At 37.1% G+C, this 20,971-nt stretch carries 12 protein-coding genes and 1 rRNA gene; 10 read left to right on the top strand and 3 right to left on the bottom strand.

The window, feature by feature from the left end; all coding sequences use genetic code 11:
- Window positions 1-73: 73 nt before the first annotated feature.
- Together ACQ76T_RS19020 and ACQ76T_RS19015 are read right to left on the bottom strand one after the other, a co-directional pair.
- Window positions 74-1,582: a RagB/SusD family nutrient uptake outer membrane protein gene (locus ACQ76T_RS19020; RefSeq protein WP_431344834.1), complete on the bottom strand. Its 1,509-nt coding sequence runs from the start codon at window positions 1,580-1,582 to the stop codon at window positions 74-76.
- A 28-nt stretch (window positions 1,583-1,610) separates the two neighbouring features.
- Window positions 1,611-4,499 carry a SusC/RagA family TonB-linked outer membrane protein gene (locus tag ACQ76T_RS19015; protein ID WP_431344833.1) on the bottom strand — a complete coding sequence of 963 codons (2,889 nt, stop codon included), beginning with the start codon at window positions 4,497-4,499 and terminating at the stop codon, window positions 1,611-1,613.
- Window positions 4,500-4,914: 415 nt separating this feature from the next.
- Between ACQ76T_RS19015 and ACQ76T_RS19010 the strand changes: the two genes are divergently transcribed.
- From ACQ76T_RS19010 to ACQ76T_RS18965, 10 genes are all read left to right on the top strand, one after another.
- The gene (locus ACQ76T_RS19010; RefSeq protein ID WP_431344832.1) at window positions 4,915-5,709 is read left to right on the top strand and encodes an SDR family oxidoreductase; all 795 of its coding nucleotides are present in this window, start codon (window positions 4,915-4,917) and stop codon (window positions 5,707-5,709) included.
- A gap of 102 nt (window positions 5,710-5,811) precedes the next feature.
- Complete coding sequence (locus tag ACQ76T_RS19005) at window positions 5,812-7,416, top strand: autotransporter assembly complex protein TamA (protein ID WP_431344831.1); 1,605 nt, start codon at window positions 5,812-5,814, stop codon at window positions 7,414-7,416.
- Window positions 7,417-7,765: 349 nt separating this feature from the next.
- Window positions 7,766-10,924 carry a SusC/RagA family TonB-linked outer membrane protein gene (locus ACQ76T_RS19000; RefSeq protein WP_431344830.1) on the top strand — a complete coding sequence of 1,053 codons (3,159 nt, stop codon included), beginning with the start codon at window positions 7,766-7,768 and terminating at the stop codon, window positions 10,922-10,924.
- A gap of 20 nt (window positions 10,925-10,944) precedes the next feature.
- Window positions 10,945-12,468 carry a SusD/RagB family nutrient-binding outer membrane lipoprotein gene (locus tag ACQ76T_RS18995; protein WP_431344829.1) on the top strand — a complete coding sequence of 508 codons (1,524 nt, stop codon included), beginning with the start codon at window positions 10,945-10,947 and terminating at the stop codon, window positions 12,466-12,468.
- Between the two features lie 82 nt (window positions 12,469-12,550).
- The gene (locus ACQ76T_RS18990) at window positions 12,551-14,896 is read left to right on the top strand and encodes a phosphocholine-specific phospholipase C (RefSeq protein WP_431344828.1); all 2,346 of its coding nucleotides are present in this window, start codon (window positions 12,551-12,553) and stop codon (window positions 14,894-14,896) included.
- A gap of 182 nt (window positions 14,897-15,078) precedes the next feature.
- A complete protein-coding gene (locus ACQ76T_RS18985; protein ID WP_431344827.1) occupies window positions 15,079-15,657 on the top strand; it encodes a hypothetical protein in 579 nt (192 codons plus the stop codon).
- Between the two features lie 103 nt (window positions 15,658-15,760).
- Entirely contained in the window at window positions 15,761-16,564 is an 804-nt protein-coding gene (locus tag ACQ76T_RS18980; protein ID WP_431344826.1) for a WxL protein host-binding domain-containing protein, read from the top strand.
- Window positions 16,557-19,310, top strand: coding sequence for a hypothetical protein (locus ACQ76T_RS18975; RefSeq protein WP_431344825.1), 2,754 nt, complete (start codon window positions 16,557-16,559; stop codon window positions 19,308-19,310). The genes ACQ76T_RS18980 and ACQ76T_RS18975 overlap by 8 nt, the downstream gene beginning before the upstream one ends.
- Window positions 19,307-19,843, top strand: coding sequence for a hypothetical protein (locus ACQ76T_RS18970; protein ID WP_431344824.1), 537 nt, complete (start codon window positions 19,307-19,309; stop codon window positions 19,841-19,843). The genes ACQ76T_RS18975 and ACQ76T_RS18970 overlap by 4 nt, the downstream gene beginning before the upstream one ends.
- A gap of 9 nt (window positions 19,844-19,852) precedes the next feature.
- Window positions 19,853-20,401, top strand: a complete 549-nt coding sequence (locus ACQ76T_RS18965) for a hypothetical protein (protein ID WP_431344823.1) — start codon at window positions 19,853-19,855, stop codon at window positions 20,399-20,401.
- Window positions 20,402-20,898: 497 nt separating this feature from the next.
- Here ACQ76T_RS18965 and rrf read toward each other — a convergent pair.
- Window positions 20,899-20,971: ribosomal RNA gene (rrf, locus tag ACQ76T_RS18960) — 5S ribosomal RNA — on the bottom strand; the annotation flags it as partial.

The following is a 20,971-nucleotide window of genomic DNA, read 5'->3' as shown; positions in this document are numbered from 1 at the left end:
AATACCTGTGAAAAAACTATATCACCACAGAAACTTCTGCAATGATATAGTGGATAATATATAAGATTAAATTTTACCAGCCTTCATTTTGTTTAATGATCCCGTGACTGTTTACGATTTCAGCCTGTGGAACTGCCCAAACATTATGTACAGCTGGATTAAAGTTTCTTGATGCCCAAACGACCTGTCCGTTGATACCATGCAGTGGTTTTGCATATGCAGCCTGTGCATCTCCCCAACGTACAAGATCTCTGTGTCTGTCTGCCCATTCGCCAGCCAGCTCACAACGTCTTTCGTGTTTCAGATCAGCCATTGTACATCCGTTTTTAGGAGTAAGCCCGGCGCGGGTTCTGATCATATTGATTTCCTGATCGGCAGATTTTCCCTGCATCAGTAAGGCTTCTGCTTTGATAAGGATTACCTCAGCATAACGCATGATGGGAACAGCAAGATCTGTACAAGGATAATCTCCATTCGCACTTACGTGTCCGCTATTCAGCTGATATTTGAAGGCATCCATATATTTGTTGAACTGATATCCGGTAAGAGAGTTGGTAGAAGCATACGTTCTTTCTTTTCCGTTGAAGGTAAATTTATCTCCTATTTTAAGGATAGAAGCGCTTCTTCTAAGATCTCCGGTTTCATATTCGTCATACAATTCTTTAGTCGGTTGGAAGTATCCCCAGCCATTATATTCTCCCCAACCTTTGTTTTCAAGCATTACACCCGGAAGGATGCTTCCCCAAGCTGTAAATTTAGGGGTTCCCGGAAGTGACCATATGTATTCTGAACCGTAGTTATTTTCAGCTTTGAAAACATCTGCAAAATTGGTCATAAGGCTTCTGTTTCCTTTAGTCATTACTTCATTAGCCCAGAATTCAGCATTTTTCCAGTCTTTCATAAAAAGGTATACTTTTGCCAAAAGCGCCCATGCTGCTGCCTTGTGAGGTCTTCCATAATCCTTTGCAGGCAGTTCTGCCTGAGTAGGTAATAAATCAGCTGCTCTTTTCAGATCGTTTACGATATAATTGTAGTTTTCTGTAACATTCGCTGCTCTTGGAATTGGATTCGGGTCTGGTTCTTTTGAACGGTCGATAATGGGAACTCCGGCTTTCTCATTTCCGTAGCTGTATGCCAATTCAAAGTACATTCTGCTGCTCATAAAAAGAGCTTCTCCCAGATATTTATTTTTAGTGGCCTGTGAAGTCTGGATATTATCAACACTTCTAATCACTCTATTGGCAACGCCTATGACGTTATATCTTTTATTCCATTGGGTTTCCAAATCTCCTGCAGCAATATAATTACTGCTGAAATTTTTAGCATTATCGGCTTCACTTTTTGCTCTTCCGGTTACCATATCATCACTGGCATTGATAAACCAGAAAAGACCTCTCCCATAAAATTCACCATCAAATAAGGGTTTATACATTGCGTTAGCTCCTGTGATCAGGTCATTTTCGGTTTTCCAGAAACTTGCTTCTGTAGGCGTTCCTTCCGGTTGAACATCCAGCTCTCCTGTACATGATAGAAGCATTACGGAGATTCCTGAGATTAAAAATATTTTATTAAATAGTTTCATTTCTTTACTTTTTGATGTTTTTTTTAAATTATAATCCTACCTCTACTCCGAAAATAAATGATCGGGCCTGAGGATATCTACCGGTATCTACCCCGTAAGAATTCATTCCTACTTCAGGATCGAAACCTGTATATTTGGTAATTGTAAACAGATTATTGGAGGTTACATAGATTCTCACTTTATTTACATCAAGTTTTCTGTACAATTCTTTTGGTAACGAATAACCGATGGTAAGGTTCTTCAGTCTTAAGTAAGATCCATCTTCCACATAGAAATCCGATACTTTTGAGTAGTTTCCGCTTGGGTCACCATGTACCAGTCTTGGAATATCCGTATTGGTGTTCTGAGGAGTCCAGGCATTGAGGATATCTCTGTCCATATTATAGTTTTGCCCTGTTCCACCCGGATTTAAAGAAATAAATTTCAATCCGTTGAATATTTTATTTCCATATACTCCCTGGAAGAATACGTTGAGGTCAAAGTTTTTCCATGTCATATTGTAAGAGAATCCATAGGAGAATTTTGGATAAGGGCTTCCAAGATTTACGAAGTCATTATTGTTGAGAACTCCTGTATTTCCGTCTTTCTTAAGGAATTTTATATCTCCAGGTTTTGCATTGGGCTGAATAAGGGTTCCATTGGCATCTTTATAATTATTGATCTCCTCCTGAGTCTGGAAAATCCCTCCTGTCTTATAACCATAATAAGAATAAAGAGCATCACCTACTTTTACGCGGGTTGGTTTCAATACTCCCCTTACTCCATTATCATTAATAAATATTTCATCTACATCAGCAAGTTGCTTTACCGTATTTTTTAGTTGACTAAAAGTTGCTCCGATAGAATAGGTAAAATCTTCATTCCCTCTGTTGTTATAATTGATTCCCAATTCATACCCTTTATCCTGGAATAATCCTGCATTTACATATTGGTTATTGTAAGTTGCGGTACTTGGTAAACTAACGTTAAAGATCTGATCTTTGGAGTTCTTCACGAAATAATCAAACTGTAAGGAAAGACTGTTATGAAGGAATGATGCATCTACCCCAAAGTCGGTCTGCTCAGATTTTCCCCACTTCAAATCGGGATTGGGACGAGTGGTTGCATAATATGCAATATTCTGAGAAGGATCCTGTCCGAAAATAACGTTATTATCTCTTGTCATTAAAGGGTTAACTGCCTGAGGTGAAATTCCTCCAAGGTTCCCCAGAATACCATAACTTCCTCTCAATTTCAAATTCGAAATCCATGAAATATCCTGCATAAAGTTTTCTTTTGAAACCACCCAGGCTCCGGAAACAGCATAATAATTAGCAAATCTGTTTTGTTTTGCCACCAGTGAAGAACCATCACGTCTTCCTAATACACTAATGATATATTTACCGGCATAGTCATAGTTTACTCTGGCAAGGTAAGAAACCAATGCCTGTTGATATCTGTAGCTGGAAACATCTTTATTGGTATCTGCCGCATTCTGAAGATGCTGAAAAACCTCGGCTTCACTTCTGAAATCATAAGCCTTTGCTGAAAATCCTTCTTCAATGGTTTTCTGGAAAGTAAAACCTCCCAGGAAGTCAAAATTATGTTGTCCTGCAGTAATTTTGTAGGTAAGTAACTGTTCTGCAAGAGCTGTGGAAGAGTTGTTAGATTGATATTCTAAATTGTTGGTATCGAAAATTTTCCCAACCTCCAGAACTCTGTATGTAAAGTTTTTAATATCTCCAATTCTAAACGTTTGTGAGAAGTTGGAACGGAATTTTAAATCTTTCGCCAGTGTAACTTCTACATAAGGATTGATCAAAATTTCATGAGTAGGATTTCGGATACTGATTCTTTTAAGATACGCCACAGGGTTGATCATATCTCCATAACCTCCTGCCACATCGATAGGCAATCCGGAGAACGCTCCCGAAGGGGTATATACCGGAACATTTGGTGGATAATACATCGCTGCTACAAGAGCACCTGTATAACCACTTTTAGTATCTGCTGTATTTCCATCGGAATAGTTATAATACATATTCTCTCCAATGGTTAACCAGTCTTTTATTTTATGTTCAGAGTTCACTCTGAAATTATATCGTTTGGCCTGAGTATTTAATAAAATCCCTTCCAGATTTCTGTGGTTCATTCCTACAAAATATCTGGATTTTTCACTTCCACCGCTGAGGTTCATGTTGTATTCCTGAATACTTCCTGTACGGAAGATTTCTTTCATCCAATCTGTTCTGGTAATTCTTCCATCCGGATATAGAGTGGGATTAAAAGCGATTGGTAAGCTTCCCAATTTGCCTGCATTTTCATAGGCTTTGTACATCACATCCTGAAATTCAGCAGCATTTAAAGACTCTTTCAGTCTCCATGCCTGATTCAAGCCATATTTCATATCAAAATCTACGGTAAGATTTCCCTTTTTCCCTCTTTTAGTGGTTATAAGAATAACACCTCCTGAAGATCTTGCTCCATAAATGGCTGCCGATGCATCTTTCAGTACAGAGATATCCTGGATATCATTTGGGTTGATAGAAGGGGTTCCGTTAAAAACCACGCCATCTACAACATACAGAGGAGTCTCTCCGTTGATTCCCCCTAAGCCACGAATATTCACTTTTGGGGTACCATTGGGATCTCCACCTTCGTTCACTACTGTTACTCCGGGAGCTTTACCCTGAAGTACTTCTCCTACACCGGATAGAGATCTGGAAGTAAGTTTATCCAGTGAAGCTTCTGTAACAGCGCCGGACACTTTACTTTTTTTCTGAGTTCCATATCCAACCACAACAACCTCGTCGATGGATTTTTCTTTCAAACTGTCTTTTTTCTGAGAAAGGAACATAGGTGAAGCTGAAATTGCCCCAATAAGTAATACCCTACCCGTTAAATAAGTTACTGAGACAGGGACTTTAAATACATTCATGCCATCCATTTTGATTAGATGCAAAATTAGAACAGCTCTTTTCTCAACTCATTAAGATTTCCTTATGTTTTTATTAAGAAATTTTAGCTTTTTTAAATCACCCTCATTAAAAACACAAACATAAATAACTCATTATCAAAATCATAAACAATTAAAGTAATCATTTATCTCATTTTTACAATATTTGAGATATTAACTTTGCTTTAAGTTTAAAATGATTTCATAAACGTTCTTACTTCATTTGTTCAAATACTTCCTTTCCGGATCTTATTCACATTAAGGAATAATATATATAGAGACTTCATTATTCTTTTTTTACATTTGCTGAAAATAGATTTTACAGAATTTCCGGATATTAAAAACGGATTACGGAAGCTCTGAAGAATTGATAACATTATAAAACTGAACGAATTAAATGACCATTATCATTACAGGAACCTCATCAGGAATTGGATTTGCTTTGGCCGAATATTTTGGTAAAAAAGGGCACAAAGTTTACGGATTAAGCCGAAAACACACAGAAAGCCAGTATTTTCAATCGATCCCCACTGATGTTACCGACAATCATGCTGTTTTGAATGCCATTGCTGAAGTCTTAAAGACAGAAACCAGAATTGACGTACTGATCAACAATGCCGGAATGGGAATGGTTGGTGCAGTGGAAGACTCCACAAAAGAAGATATTTTAAAACTCTTCAACCTGAATCTCGTAGGAGCCGTTCAAATGATGAGCGCCGTTCTTCCTAATATGCGTGAAAATAAATTGGGAAAAATTATCAACGTATCCAGTATTGGAAGTGAAATGGGGCTTCCTTTCCGTGGTTTTTATTCTGCTTCAAAATCAGCCTTGGATAAAGTAACGGAAGCTATGAGATATGAGGTTTATCCTTGGAACATTGAGGTTTGCTCTCTTCATTTGGGAGATATCAAAACCAATATTGCAGATAACAGAGTGATGACTCAGGTTTCTCAGCCTTATAAAAATGTTTTCGATAAAGTATATGCACTGATGAACTCTCATGTAGGTGCGGGAACTGAACCTCTGGAAGTAGCTGAGTATATTGAAGCTCTTTTAGGGAAAAGTAAATGGAAAGCTCATTATTATTTTGGTAAATTCGGGCAAAAAATTGGAGTTCCTCTAAAATGGATTCTTCCACAGGGAACTTATGAGAATTTAATGAAGAAATATAATAAACTGGATAAAAATTAGTTGATTGGTAAGGTGTATTTTATTCTGAACAGAATGAAATGCGGTGAAAAATCTTTCATGTTGTATTGAGATTGCTGATCTCCTCATATTCAGAATGGTAAATTGAAATTACTTTTAAAAATATTTTTTGTTTTCTTCTGCGTTTTTACACAAGCGCAGAAAAAACATTATTGGCTGATTGACACAGAAACTAAAGTCAGAAAAAAAGTAAAAGATTCCACCTCCGCCGTGAAGTTTCTGGACTCTTTGGCTCAAAACAACTATTTTTTCACTCAATTGAAAGATGTAAAGAAAAAAGGCGACAGCACGGAAATTTTCTACGACAAAGGAAAAAATTTTAACGAAACCTATGTAGACCTTTCCGATTCTCTTGTTCAGAAGCTGAAAATCAGGAAAGATTTTTTCACGAAAAATTTAGATTCCACTAAGAAGAGTATCAACAAGATTTATATTGAGGACGGCTATTCTTTCAGCAGGATTAAATCAAAATATAAAGGTCAGAAAAACGGTTTTCCTATTGTAGAACTTGACATCAATAAGAACGATAAAAGAACGATCGACGGATTTGTTGTAAAAGGATACGAAAAAGTTCCTAAACGATTTATTAAAAATCTGGAAAAGGAGTTTAAAGGGAAAAATTATGACGAAAAAAACCTTCTGGCCATCAACAAAAATTTTCAGAGCCATCCTTTCTTAACGTTGGAACGGCAGCCACAAACTTTATTTACCAAAGATTCTACCAATATTTATTTATTCCTCGAAAAGAAAAAGACCAATACCTTTGACGGGGTTATAGGTTTTGGAAATGACAAATCATCCAAATTTACCCTAAACGGAACGATGAATGTTAATTTCAGGAATATGTTCAATGGTTTTGAAACGGTTAACCTGTATTGGCAGAGAAACCCGGATAAAGGGCAGACTTTTGACCTGCAGGTGGATATTCCGTACCTCTTCAAATCCAATGTGGGAATGAATGCCAAGGTTAATATTTACCGACAGGATTCTACGTTTGCCAATGTGAAATTCCTCCCTGCATTTTATTATCACCTGAACAACCGTAACAAGATCGGGATCAGAGGAACTTTAGAATCTTCCACGATTATTGATACATTATACGTTCAGGGAAAAGATTATAACAAACAGGGACTTGGGGTGTGGTATGAAATGACAGAACCTACAGATATAGATCTTTTTCTTTACAAAACAAAGATCTCTGCCGGCTATGATTTTTTAACGACCACTTATACCAAGGACAATATCAAAGCCACCCAGAATCAGTTTTATCTCTATGGGGAGCACAATTACCATATCTCAGGAAATCATTTCCTCAATATAAAAGGAGAAGGCCGAATGATGGATTCTAAAATGGAGTTTTCAACCAATGAATTGTTCCGCTTTGGAGGCTGGAACTCTTTACGGGGTTTCAATGAGAATTCCCTGGCCGCAGATTATTACTATTACGGCAGTTTGGAATACCGGTATTTAATTGGTAACCAGGCATTTTTTGACGTCTTTGGGCAATATGGACAGCTCAATAACAAATCGCTGCAGGTAAAACCCAAACTCTACAGTGTCGGTCTCGGGTTCAATTTCTTTATTCCTATTGGCCTGATGAGTTTCCAGCTTTCGAATGGTAATGAGTTCGGAAATCCTTTTAAATTTAATGATACCAAGATTCATTGGGGAATTTTGAGTAGATTTTAAAAAAAATCAGTTATTTAAGCCAAACTATACTTAAAATTTTTCCAGCTTCCTGTTCTATTTTCCATCTGTCGCTTATGTTTTTGGGAAATCCTTAAATTCCTGCTTCTGTGAATTTTTTATGGAGATATAGTTTTAACCTTATTGAGGCCCGGAAAAATTAAACTTTTGCAACTGAATACTTTATCTATTTATATACTATATAATAAAGCAAAAGTCTCTATATAAGCCCTATATTCCGCTTTACTTTTATATTAATTATCCCTGTTAAATACTAATAAAATCATATTTTTCTTTTAATATAAGATTAAAGTACAGGTAACAGTACACTGCTAAATTTGCCTTCAAAAAAATGAAGAAAACTCTAGCTACTTTTGCCGTTTTTTTACTTCCTCTTTATTTTACTGCCCAGGAAATCAATATCTCCGGAAATGTAAAATCTGAAAACGGCTCTAGTGTTTCCGGTGTGAACATTACCGACAAAAACACAGGAAAGACCGCTACTACAGATGACAATGGTAATTTTACAATCTCTGCCAACCCTAAAGACATTCTTGAATTTTTCGCTCCTGATTTTTCTGTTTATACCGTTGAGGTTTCTTCTAAAAAGCAATATTCGGTTGTTCTAAAGAAAACCAACGAAAAACAAATTGAAGGCGTCGTAATTACCGCTTTAGGAATCGCCAAGAAGAAAGAAAAAATTGGATACTCTACCCAGGAAGTAGGTACCAAACAGTTTGAAACCATCACAACACCAAGTATTGGAAACTTATTCTCAGGGCAGGTTGCCGGCCTGAATGTTTCTAACCCAACAGGGATGCAGCAGGCTCCACAATTTACCCTGAGAGGAAACTCCAATCTGGTTTTTGTAATTGACGGAGTGATTGTGGAGAAAGAAGTTTTTCAGAATCTGGACCCGAATAACATTGAAAACATTAACGTACTGAAAGGAGCTACCGCATCTGCTCTTTATGGTTCAAGAGGACGTTACGGAGCTATCTTGATCACTACTAAAAGTGCCAAAAAGAAAGGTTTTTCTGTAGATTTTTCCCAAAACACGATGATTACGGCTGGTTTTACCAACCTTCCAAAAACACAGACCGAATATGGAAACGGTTCTCACGGAAAATATGAATTCTGGGACGGAGCTGATGGTGGAGTGAACGATGGAGATATGATCTGGGGGCCAAAATTTGTTCCAGGGTTACAGATTGCCCAGTGGAACAGCCCGATCCGTGATAAAGTGACAGGACAGGTTGTTCCTTGGTACGGTGCTGTAACAGGTACTCAGTATGATGACAAATCAAGATTTGAAAGAGTTCCGATTGACTGGAAATATCATGATAACTTAAGTACATTCTTAAAGCCGGCGGTGATTAATAATAATAATTTTGCCATCAGCTACAGAGACAATAAAGATATTTACCGTTTCTCAGGAAATTTCATGAATTACGATGACAGAGTTCCGAATTCTTTCCTACAGAAATATGGAGTAAATTTTTCTTCTGAAAACCATTTGGGAGATAAATTGATCTTCAATACGAAGTTTAACTTCAACCAGGCTTTTACTCCTAATGTTCCCAACTACGATTATAACCCAAGTGGACATATGTACACCATCCTGATCTGGATGGGAGGTGATGTAGACGGAAAAGCTCTTAAAAACCACATGTGGATTCCCGGACAGGAAGGAAGAGCACAGGCCAACTGGAACTATGCATGGTACAACAACCCATGGTTTGGGGCAGAATATTATAAAAATCAGAACCGAACCAATATCATCAATGCTCAAACCGGATTAGAATACAAAGCCACAAAAGATTTATCAGTAAAAGGTAAAATATCGCTTGTAGAAAATCACAGCAAAACGGAAGTTCTAAGTCCATATTCTTATTTCAATTATAGTGCTCCAAGAAGTGGAGGATATATCTTGAAAGATGAGAAAACATGGAACATGAACTATGATGTTCTTGCTACTTATAAGAAAAAAATATCTGAGAATTTCGATTTCACAATCAATGCCGGAGGTTCAACATTTTACTATAAAAACAATAAAAATGAAAGGTCTACCGATGGTTTGAAAGTTCCTGAGTACTACTCTTTTGAAAACTCTATCGGAGCCTTGAAAAATTATGCTTATCTAAAAGAAAAGCTGATATACAGTGCCTATTCTACAATTGATATCGGATTATACAATGCTTTTTTCATTAACGTTTCAGGACGTAATGACTGGTCTTCTACCCTTCCTAAAGCCAACAGATCTTATTTCTATCCTTCAGCATCCATCAGTGCCGTGATTTCGAATCTGGTAAAAATGCCGGAGTCGATCAATATGTTGAAACTTTCTGCTTCATGGGCGAAGGTAGCGTATGATTTCCAGCCTTATTCTATCAGAAATTATTATTTGAATAATAAAGGAATTTCCTTCAATGGAAACCCAACTTATTACTATCCTACTATTCTCAATGTAGAAAACACATTGAAACCAGAGCAGACAAAGTCTTATGAATTGGGGCTAAGTGCTGGGTTCCTAAACAACAGAATCACTTTAGATGCAACGTATTTCAGAACACTAGACTATAACAACATCCTGGAATTCCCAACTCCTGAATCATCAGGTTTCCTTTCCCAATATGTAAACGGTAATGAATACACAACAAAAGGATTTGAAATCTCTTTGGGATTGGTTCCTGTAAAATCGGCCAACTTCACTTGGAAAACCTTAATTAACTGGAGTACTTACGAGCAAAAACTGACTTCCATTTATAATAATATGTCCAATTATAATAATATCAAACTGGGAGAAAGAATGGACAGCTATTACGATTACGAATGGCAAAAATCTCCGGATGGGAAAGTAATTCTGGATGCTAAATCCGGAATGCCTACACGAGCAAACAACCCAAGCAATTTAGGACACTTCAATCCAGACTGGACCTTTGGTTTCAACAACACCTTCAAGTATAAAAAGCTTTCTTTAAATATCGGAATCGACGGAAGCATTGGAGGCGTTATGAGATCGCAGGTAGTAGAAAAAATGTGGTGGGGAGGAAAGCATCCGAATTCTGTAGCTTACAGAGATCTTGAATATGCCAACCCAGGAAAATATTTCTTCGTTCCGGATGGTGTAAACTATAACCCGACAACAGGGCTTTATACGCCTCACACCACGGCTATCAGTTTCCAGGACTGGGCACAGAACTATCCCTACCAGGCAAGGGTAACCGAGAGCGAAAGTAAAGAATTTGCGAACGTATTCGACAGGACCTTCATTAAGCTGAGGTCTGTAGTTCTGGAATATGATTTCTCATCATTACTGAATCCTAAAGGAATGGTGAAAGGTTTCACCGCCAATATTTCCGCTTACAATCTGGCTATGTGGAAAAAATCCAAAAATCTTTATTCTGATCCGGACTTCCAAATCAGATCAGGAAGAGAGGGCGATGTCAGCAATGATATTCAAGACCCGTCCAGCAGATGGTTCGGAATCGGATTTAATCTTAAGTTTTAACTAAAAAGTACGTTAATAGAATGAAAAATAATATACTTAAATCAAAAAGTAATAACGGCAAAAAGAATCAATGGTTCAATATAAAAACGGTTCTGTTGGCAGGAGTACTGGCATTGACGTCTTGTGAGTCCAATCTGGATAAGATCAATGAAAACCCTAACGACCAGGCCAGTATTGACCCTAAATATCTTTTGACTTTCGTTTCAAAATATACTTTTCAGGTAGATGGAGACAATATGTATGCTTCAAGAATGATGATTGGTACGGATGGTGAAAATCCTTATCAGTATATGAAATGGAATAGCGCCTCTTTTGATGTCTATACCAAGGCTCTTCTGAACACAGGAAAAATGATGCAGGAAGCAGAGAAAACCAATAACAAGAACTATCAGGCTATCGGTAAATTCTTTAGAGCTTATCATTTTTTCAACATCAGCTTAAAAGTGGGAAGTGCTCCTTATTCTGAAGCAGCAAAAGGAGAAGCTGGAATTACACAGCCAAAATACGACACTCAGGAAGCTATCATGTCCGGAATTTTATCAGAATTGAAAGAAGCCAATGATCTTATCAATACCAATGATAAAGTAGAAGGTGATATTGTGTACAACGGTGATGCTTTAAAATGGAAAAAACTGATCAACTCATTCCGTTTGAAGATTCTTATCACGATGTCTAAGAAAACAAAAGTAGGAAATTACAACATTGCGAACGAGTTTGCCTCTATTGTAGGAAGCCAGTCTCTAATGACTTCAGTTGCTGATAATGGGGAACTTAAGTTTGCGGACGCTGCCGACAGCCGATACACCATGTTCAACAACAGTGGATACGGTTCCAGTTTATATATGGCAGATTATTTCATCAATATGTTTAAAGACAGGCATGATCCGCGTCTCTTTACTTTTGCTGCACAAACTACAGGGGCAAAAGAAGCTGGAAAAGCCATTACTGATTTCACCGCATATAACGGAGGAAATCCTACTTCTCCTTATTCCGACAACGCAGCCCTGATTACGGCAAAAAATATTTCAAAGGTAAATGATCGTTTTTATAAAGATGCTACCAATGAGCCTGCATCTGTACTAAGCTATTCCGAACTGGAATTTATTTTGGCTGAAGCCACCGCCAGAGGATGGATCTCAGGATCGGCAAAAACACACTATGATAATGCTATTAAGGCCAGCTTCAACTTTTATCAGACCTATGTAAAAAATCCTGGACAGTATTTCGCAGGTTTTGATGTAAATCAGTATCTGGCAACTCCTTTAGTGGTTTATAATAATGCAGATCCTTTACAGACACAGCTGGAAAAGATCATGACGCAAAAATACATGACAATGTTCCACCAGTCTCAATGGACTTCCTATTATGATTATCTGAGAACGGGTTATCCAAATTATCCTTTAAAGGCAGGAGTACCAGCACCATTCAGATTCAGATATCCGCAGTCTGAATACAATTATAACAGTGGAAATTTAAATGCTGCAGTAGCTTCCCAATATGGAGGAAATGATAATATTAACTCTAAACCTTGGTGGTTACAGTAGAAATCTGATTAATTTTATATAAAACAAAGAAACCGCAGGAAAATCCTATTAACTTGCGGTTTCTTTATTATTACGATTGAACATGAACAGAAGAGAATTTTTAGAAAAATCCAGCATTTTACTGGCAGGGTTGGGAACTTCAAGCGTTCTTCATCCTTCTATTTTAAAAGCTTTGGCTATTGACCCGGCTGCCCAGTCTACTTTTTATGATGCAGAGCACGTTGTGATCCTGATGCAGGAAAACCGTTCATTTGATCATGCTTTTGGAACCCTCAAAGGAGTGCGTGGTTATTTGGATAAAAGAGCTTTTGTAAAACAGGATGGCCATTCCGTTTTTTTTCAAAAGGAAAATACAGGCAAATATGCTTCACCAGCCCGTCTGGATCTTAGAAATACAAAGGCTACCTGGATGAGCTCACTGCCACATTCCTGGGACAACCAACAACATGCTCTGAACAAAGGAAAGTATGATCAGTGGTTGCAGGCAAAGGCTTCAGGAAATAAAGATTATAAAAATATTCCGCTTACGTTAGGCTACTACAACCGTGAAGATCTTCCATTTTATTATCAACTGGCAGACGCATTTACCATATTTGATCAATATTTCTGTTCTTCTCTTACAGGAACTACGCCGAACAGATTATTCCTTTGGTCCGGAACTTTAAGAGAACAACAAAATGGCAAAGTAAAAGCCAATGTTGTGAATGAAAATATAGATTATGATAAAGCCAGACAGGCCAAATGGAAAAGTTTTCCGGAGATCCTGGAGCAGCAGAACGTTTCCTGGCGAATTTATCAGAACGAGATCAGTCTTCCCAAAGGAATGTCCGGAGAACAGGAAGCATGGCTAAGTAATTTTACCGACAATCCGATTGAGTGGTTTTCAAAATATAATGTCAAGTTTTCAAAAGGATATTATAAGAATATTCCTAATATTATTGCCTATCTGAAAAAAGAAATTGAAAAAAATCCTAAAGAGAAAGAACGTCTTGAGAATCTGATTGGCGAATTGAGTGAAGATCTGGTAAAATACCATCCTGATAATTATTCCAAACTATCTCAGGAGGAGAAAAACCTTCATGAAAAGGCTTTCACTACCAATGCTAATGATCCTGAATTCTGGAATCTGGAAATAGGAAAAGATGAAAACGGGGAAAGGCTGGTTGTTCCTAAGGGAGATGTTCTTTTCCAGTTCCGTAAGGATGTAGAAGAGAAGAAACTTCCGCTGGTATCCTGGCTGGTAGCTCCTGAGCATTTCTCAGACCATCCGGGATCACCTTGGTATGGAGCATGGTATATTTCTGAGGTTTTAAATATATTGACGAAAGATCCTGAAACCTGGAAAAAAACGATCTTCATTATCAATTACGATGAAAATGACGGATATTTCGATCATGTTCTTCCTTTCGCTCCACCTGTCAATCCTAGTCAGCCTGTTGATATGAATGGGAAAGAAGGCGTTGAGTATGTAAACAAATCTCAGGAATATATGTCTAATCCCTCCCTGAAAGACTATGAAAAAGTAGAAGGAACAGTAGGTCTTGGATATAGGGTTCCGATGATTATTGCATCTCCATGGACGAAAGGTGGCTTTGTGAACTCTGAAGTTTCAGACCATACTTCTGTTCTACAGTTTCTGGAAAAATTCATCATGAAAAAATTCAATAAAGATGTTCATGTAGATAACATCAGCGACTGGAGAAGAGCAATATGTGGAGATCTGACATCTGCTTTTAATACGTCGAATGTAAAGGTTCCGCATATGGATTATCTTAATCAGAAAGATTATGCTAAAACCATCAATTCTGCTAAAAACAAACCGGTTCCGAATCTTAAATGGTATTCTGAAAATGAGCTCCATGACAATTTACTCGATATTCAGGAACGAGGTTTGAAACCGTCTAATCCATTACCTTATAATTTCCATGTCAATCTGGAAAAAGAGAAAATCCGAATGACCAATTTAAAAGAAAACGGAGTTCCTTTGTTAGTTTATGACAGAACCCAGTTCAACAGTAACAATTATCATTTTTCTTATGCTCTATACTCCAAGCAGGAGCTGTCACATGATGTGCACACCGGAGCATATGATTATGAAGTATTTGGACCTAACGGTTTTTTCAGAAAGTTCAAAGGGAATAACACTCCTGAGCTAGACGTTCGTTTAATGAATAATTCAGATAAGAGTCAGGTTGAAATAATTTTCAATCATAACAAAAAAGAAAATAATATCCTACACATTGAAGATCTGTATGGAAAGACTCAAAAAAGTATAACATTACGGAAACCGGAAGAAAAAATAGTTCTTGATCTGAGCAAAAATAAAGGTTGGTATGATCTCAAAATTATTAATGAAGATCATCTATGGCATTTTGCAGGAAGAATTGAAAACGGAAAAGTCTCTGTTTCGGATCCACACTGGGCATAAAAAGTCTCTAAACACCGATAAAACCTGTACCTAGCTGTGCAGGTTTTTTTATAGCCAATAGTGAGTTATTATTCAAAATATTCCTTTACAATCATGAAATACACAACAATATAAAAAATATCATATATTTTTTTCACATTAAGCTGAATTTTGTTATATTCACTTAACTAATTATCACCATCATGAAAAAACTAAAATTAACAATTGCAATGTCAATATTTGCAGTTGCCTTATCTGGAAATGTAAGCGCACAGGACACCAATACAGACAACCATACCATTACGGTTTCTGTTCCTGAAGTCGCTCTTGTAGACATTGAACCTTCTGCTACAAAAAATATCACATTAGGATTCACTGCTCCTACAGAAGCTGGAAATCCTGTTATTCCGGCTGCCGCTAATACAACACTATGGCTTAATTATTCTTCCATTAAATCAGTTGCGGATCCTACTCGTAATGTAACGGTAAAAGTAAATGCCATTATTCCGGGAGTAGACATCCACGTCACTGCGGCTGCAGCAACAGGAGCTGGAGGAGGAACTTTAGGAACTTCTGCGGGCCTATTAACATTAAGTGCTGCCGACCAAACTATTATTTCCGGTATTGGAAGTGCTTATACTGGTAATGGAACCAATAATGGGCATAATCTTACGTATGCACTTGCAGCAGGAAGTGGCCCTGGAGGAGTAGCAGCGTATGCAGACTTACAAGCTACAGCGACAACAGTAGCCACTGTTACTTATACAATATCAGACAATTAGAATTTAAAAAGAAAATTCAATTTTATATTTCAAAAACAAGGAGAAATTGCATTTCAGTTTCTTCCTGTTTTTGTATTACCTATAATTTAATGACAAACTTTACATGATGATAAAGCGTATTCTTCTTTTGATCACCCTGATTTTGCAGTTCAGCTTTTTACATGCCGGCATTGTGATTCTCAACGGACTTACGCATTCCTATAAAATAGAGAACGGAAAAGTTTATAAAGGGAAAGTTGCGATCGAAAACACCAGTAACAATCCTCAAAGCGTAAAATTGTATTTACAGGATTTCAGCTACAATGCGGATGGCACAACTCAATATGCAACGTTACAAACCAATAAAAGAACAAATGGTGACTGGATTAAATTCAATACCAATTTAGTAACGTTAAAAGGCAAAGAAAAAACGGAAGTACTCTATGAGATTACAGTTCCGAACCAAATTAAAGATCCTGGAAGCTACTGGAGTGTCATTATTGTGGAGCCTGTAGATGATATAAAACCCAGCGATAATAAACAGGGAGTGAGCATTACGTCTATAATACGATATGCTATTCAGGTTATTACCGACTACGAAGGAGATAAAGCTAAACCGGATCTTAAGTTTGAAAGTGTAAAAGTAGAAAAAGAAGAAGGCAAGCAAGCTGCCAAAATTGCAATTGCCAATAATGGAAATCTTTACTGCAAGCCAACGGCTACTATTGAAATCTATAATCGGAAAACAGGAGTAAAAGTGGGTACATTTTCCAGTATTACCATGGGATTGCTTCCTTCTACGTCTAAAACATTTTATATCGATCTCAGTAAAGTACCACCAGACAAGTATAAAGCAACCATAATGGCCACAGACGAAGAGGAAAATGCTTTTGCACTCAATGTGGAATTAGAAGTAAAAAATGATTAGAACCTGGACATTATTTACAATCCTCCTCTTATCCCCGGTATTTATTTTTTCTCAGAAGCAGTCAAACCGATTGATCAGTAAAAAAGATAGCTTAACACCGGGAATGTCTACGTCTATTCCTTTTACATTAGAAAATAGTTCCGGAGAAAACAAGATCTATGATATAACGGTCACTACTTCCAGTCCTAATATTGCTCCTATTTTGGCACAGGGAGAATTTCAAATTGCTCCCAATGAAACTTCGGTATATCTTGTTCCTTTAAGAGTTGCTGCTGAAACGGCACAAGGGAATTATTCAGTCACTTTACATGTTATCGATCGAAGCAGTGCGATAACTTTTACAAAAACAACACAAGTCGTTGTTTCCGGAAACAGAAAACTCTTACTTACCGCATTAAATACTCCTGAATTTGTAAGAGCTGGTGAAACTATACGTTCAACTTTTCTATTAAAAAATAATGGAAATGTAACAGAAAATCTGACTTTGGGAAGCAAAAATGCGGTACTGGATGATGACACATTTATTATTCTTGGGCCTAATGAGTCTAAAATAATTACGATCCATAAAGTAACCAATCCGGAAACCAGGCAAAATGAATTTCAAAATCTAAATCTTTCGGTATATGCAAAAGATAACCCGAAAGAAAATCAGGACCTGTATGTAAGCACTCAGGTAATAGCGGTAAAACCTGTGGAAAACGATATTTATCACAGACTTCCGGTTGCGATATCGTTATCATTTATCGGCATGCAGAATATGGGAGTTTATAATGATGGTTTTCAGGGTGAAATCTATGGTAAAGGAACATTGGATAAGGATAATAAAAATCAGGTGGAATTTCATGCAGTTTCTCATAATCCTGTTGAGTTTAATTCGTTCACACAATATGAAGAATATTTCATCAACTACAAACGGGACAACCTCTTTGTTCATCTTGGAGATAAAACATATTCTTCTTCTTTTTTAACAGAATTTGCAAGATATGGCCGCGGAGCTGAGGTCCGGTATAATTTTAACAGGATCAGCTTGGGAGGATTTTATAATCGTCCCCGGTTTTTCAGAGATATTAAGGATGAATTTAATATTTATACTGCATTCAGAATCAGAAAAGAGTCGGAATTATCAGTCGGATATCTCTACAAAGATCCTAGAAGAGACGAAATGAATTTTGGCGATGTAAGACTGGATTCACAGGCGCATCTTCCTTATGCTAAAGGAAAATTCAAAATTTCAAAAAATATTACTCTTTCGGGAGAATTCGCCTATAGTACAACCCAAAAAACTGATGGAACAGCTTATTTACTTCAGGCAGAAGCGATCTTTAAAAAATTCAACGGAAGCTTAATGTATATGAAGGCAACTCCTGATTTTGCAGGATATTTTACAAACACCAATACCTTCAATGGGAATATATATTATAACATTACCAAAAAGCTAAGTGTTTTTGCCAATTATATGCAGGATGCCAGAAATTTTCAGCGGGATACTTTACTGTTAGCTGCTCCTTACAGAAAAAACATTCAGTATGGAGTGCAATATAAGTATCTGTCAAACGGTTTTATCATCCTTAATAACGGTTACCAAACTTATAAAGATCGTCTGGAGCCGAGGCAGTTTGATTATTATGAGCGTTTTTTCAAGGTTACGATCAACCAGCAGTTGGGAATGTTTCAGGTGAATGTAGACGGGCAATTTGGTAAAACAGACAATTATCTTACGGGATTTAATGGAAATTCAAGTTTTTATTCGGCTAACGTTTCTTTTCAAAAATTCAGGACATCTTTCAACATATTTGGAAGCTACGCCATTACATCAAGGTATCAGTTGCAAAACCAGAAAATACTGTATTACGGGGCAAGAATTTTCAGCAGGTTTTCTGATAAGACGAATGTAAGCCTTTACTATCAGAATAATTATATGCCTGAGGAATATTTCAGAGATCGAAATCTGGTCGAAGTTCTTTTTCACCAACAATTATTTCCGGGAAATGAGCTTGATCTTTCGGGAAGGTATTCTTTGCAAAGAGGTGAAATAGGGAATAAAGATTTTATATTTTCCATGCGCTACACCTGGCGTCCGAATATTCCGGTTCAGAAAATTGCAGAATATGTGACATTGTCCGGGAATATCCAAAATCTGGGTATAAAGAAAACAGAAGGGATACGTTTGATGTTGGGAAGTTATTTATCCATTACCGATAAAGACGGGAACTATTTATTTAAGAATGTTATTCCAGGCAATTATTTTCTTGAGATAGATCGCTCAACTACTGAGATTAATGATATTCCAACATTAGCACTACCTGCAGCCATTTCTTTAGTTAATAAAGATAATATATTCAACTTCGGGTTAACGACTGCAGCCAATCTGAAAGGTCATATTCAATTCACCGAAAAGCAGGACAAAGATCAATCCAACATTGCAGATTTACTGTATAAGAAAGATAAAAAGAAAAAAGAAAGTATTATTGTAGAAGCAGTGAGCAATGACCAAACCTACCGTAAAATATGCGTTGTAGGAGAAGACTTTGATTTCACTTATCTAAGACCTGGTGACTGGACGGTAAAAGTCTATAGAAATGGTCTCGATAAGCGTTATAAAATCTCAACTGATAAGTTCCAATTTACCTTAAAGCCTGCAGAAACCTTAAAGTTGAACATTGATGTTGTGAAACAGCAGGTAGAAATCAAATACCAACAGGAATCCTTAAAGGTAGGATACAATGAAATAAAAAAGAAGAAATGATTTTGATTCGTTCCATATTATTAACTGCAGCCGTGATCTTATCTGCTGTAATATATGCTCAAACGGCATCTATTCCTGTTACGATGACTTTACCGATAGTCACCTTAATGGATATTGAACCTGCAGGAAGTATTAGCTTAAACTTTATAGCCCCTACAGAAGCAGGAAATGCTCTTACAACGCCCACTTCCAATACATCAAAATGGATCAACTATACCTCTGCAATTGCTACCGGAGGATTAACAAGAAGGATCACTGCAGCGACTAATAATACAAATATTCCCGGGGTAAGCATCCGACTACAAGCAGGGGCAGCTACCGGATCAGGAGGAGGTACAATGGGAACATCTTCAGGAATAGTAACACTGAGTCCGAGCCCCATTACTATTATTAGTGGCATAGGAGGTGCTTTTACAGGCAATGGAACCAGTAATGGTCATCAGCTTACTATTTCATTACTTATCAGCAATTATGCACTTTTAAGTGCACAAACAAATACTTCTATTTCCATCGTGTATACCATCACAGAATAAAGTTGAACAATGAACAGCAACATAAAAAAATATATATTCATTATCCCTTTACTAATAAACAGCTACATTGGGGCACAAACCATTAATGCCAGTGGAAGCGGCTGGGCTGTGAGCGTACCTGCTATAACGGAAGCCGGAAATAATTATACAGGAACTTATACGAGTGCAACTAATGCAACTATATTATCTGGTTCTTTACCCGGTTCTTTTCTTAATTTACTTTCAAGTTCCGGTGCTAAGATTACAATGCACTACAATCCTACTACCTGGAACAGCAATTTACATTTATATGCAAAAAGAAGTGGTGGAACCGCTATAATAAATGGAGTCTGCGTTTTATGCACCGCTACAATAAATGGAGGGAATACAGCTTTCATAGAAATTCCTCAGGCAACATCTAATATTCTATCAACAATTACTTTTACAGGTGTTCTAGGGCTTGGAAACAGTGTTACTTATTCTGCCATTAATGTTCAATTTGAAATAAGTGGTGTGTCGGTAACAATTCCTGCTGCTTCCTATAGTGCACAGGTAGTTTTTACGGTAGCTGCCAATTAACAATAGATAAGCCGCTTCTTTTGGAGCGGTTTTTCTGTGAGCATTCCTTGAAGTATTTGAATAAGATTTTATATAAAACTAACGCAGTCTAAATAAGCTTTATTTAACGCTTGTTACTCAGTTTCCGATCAAGACACTATAATTGTATTTTTCAAGCTTATATGAAGCTATAACTATGTCTTAGTTGAAGAAAACCTTAATGCACCAGTAATATATTGGTTTTGCTTCCTACGGAGTGAGAGTTTGGTGGAAGATCGATCAGTAATAAGGGTAAAGACAAGGAAGAAGCGGGAAGAAAAAGAACAGATCAGATCATAAACGACACATTCCTTAGTATTGAGATCCTTATAAGCTATAAGTATAGGTATAAGAGTACGTGAGTATATGGGTATAGAAGTGTTTAGGTATAAGAAAGAGAGGAAGGTAAGGGATGTATGATATATAACAAAAAAAATCCTTTATCGTTAAGATAAAGGATTTTTTAAAAATAAAATAAAAACTGGCGGCGGCCTACTCTCCCGCGTTAGCAGTACCATCGGCGCTGGTGGGCTTAACTTCTGTGTTCGGAAT

The organism is Chryseobacterium sp. JK1 (assembly GCF_050632815.1).
Classification (GTDB): domain Bacteria; phylum Bacteroidota; class Bacteroidia; order Flavobacteriales; family Weeksellaceae; genus Chryseobacterium.
This window is presented reverse-complemented; position numbering and strand designations above follow the sequence as displayed.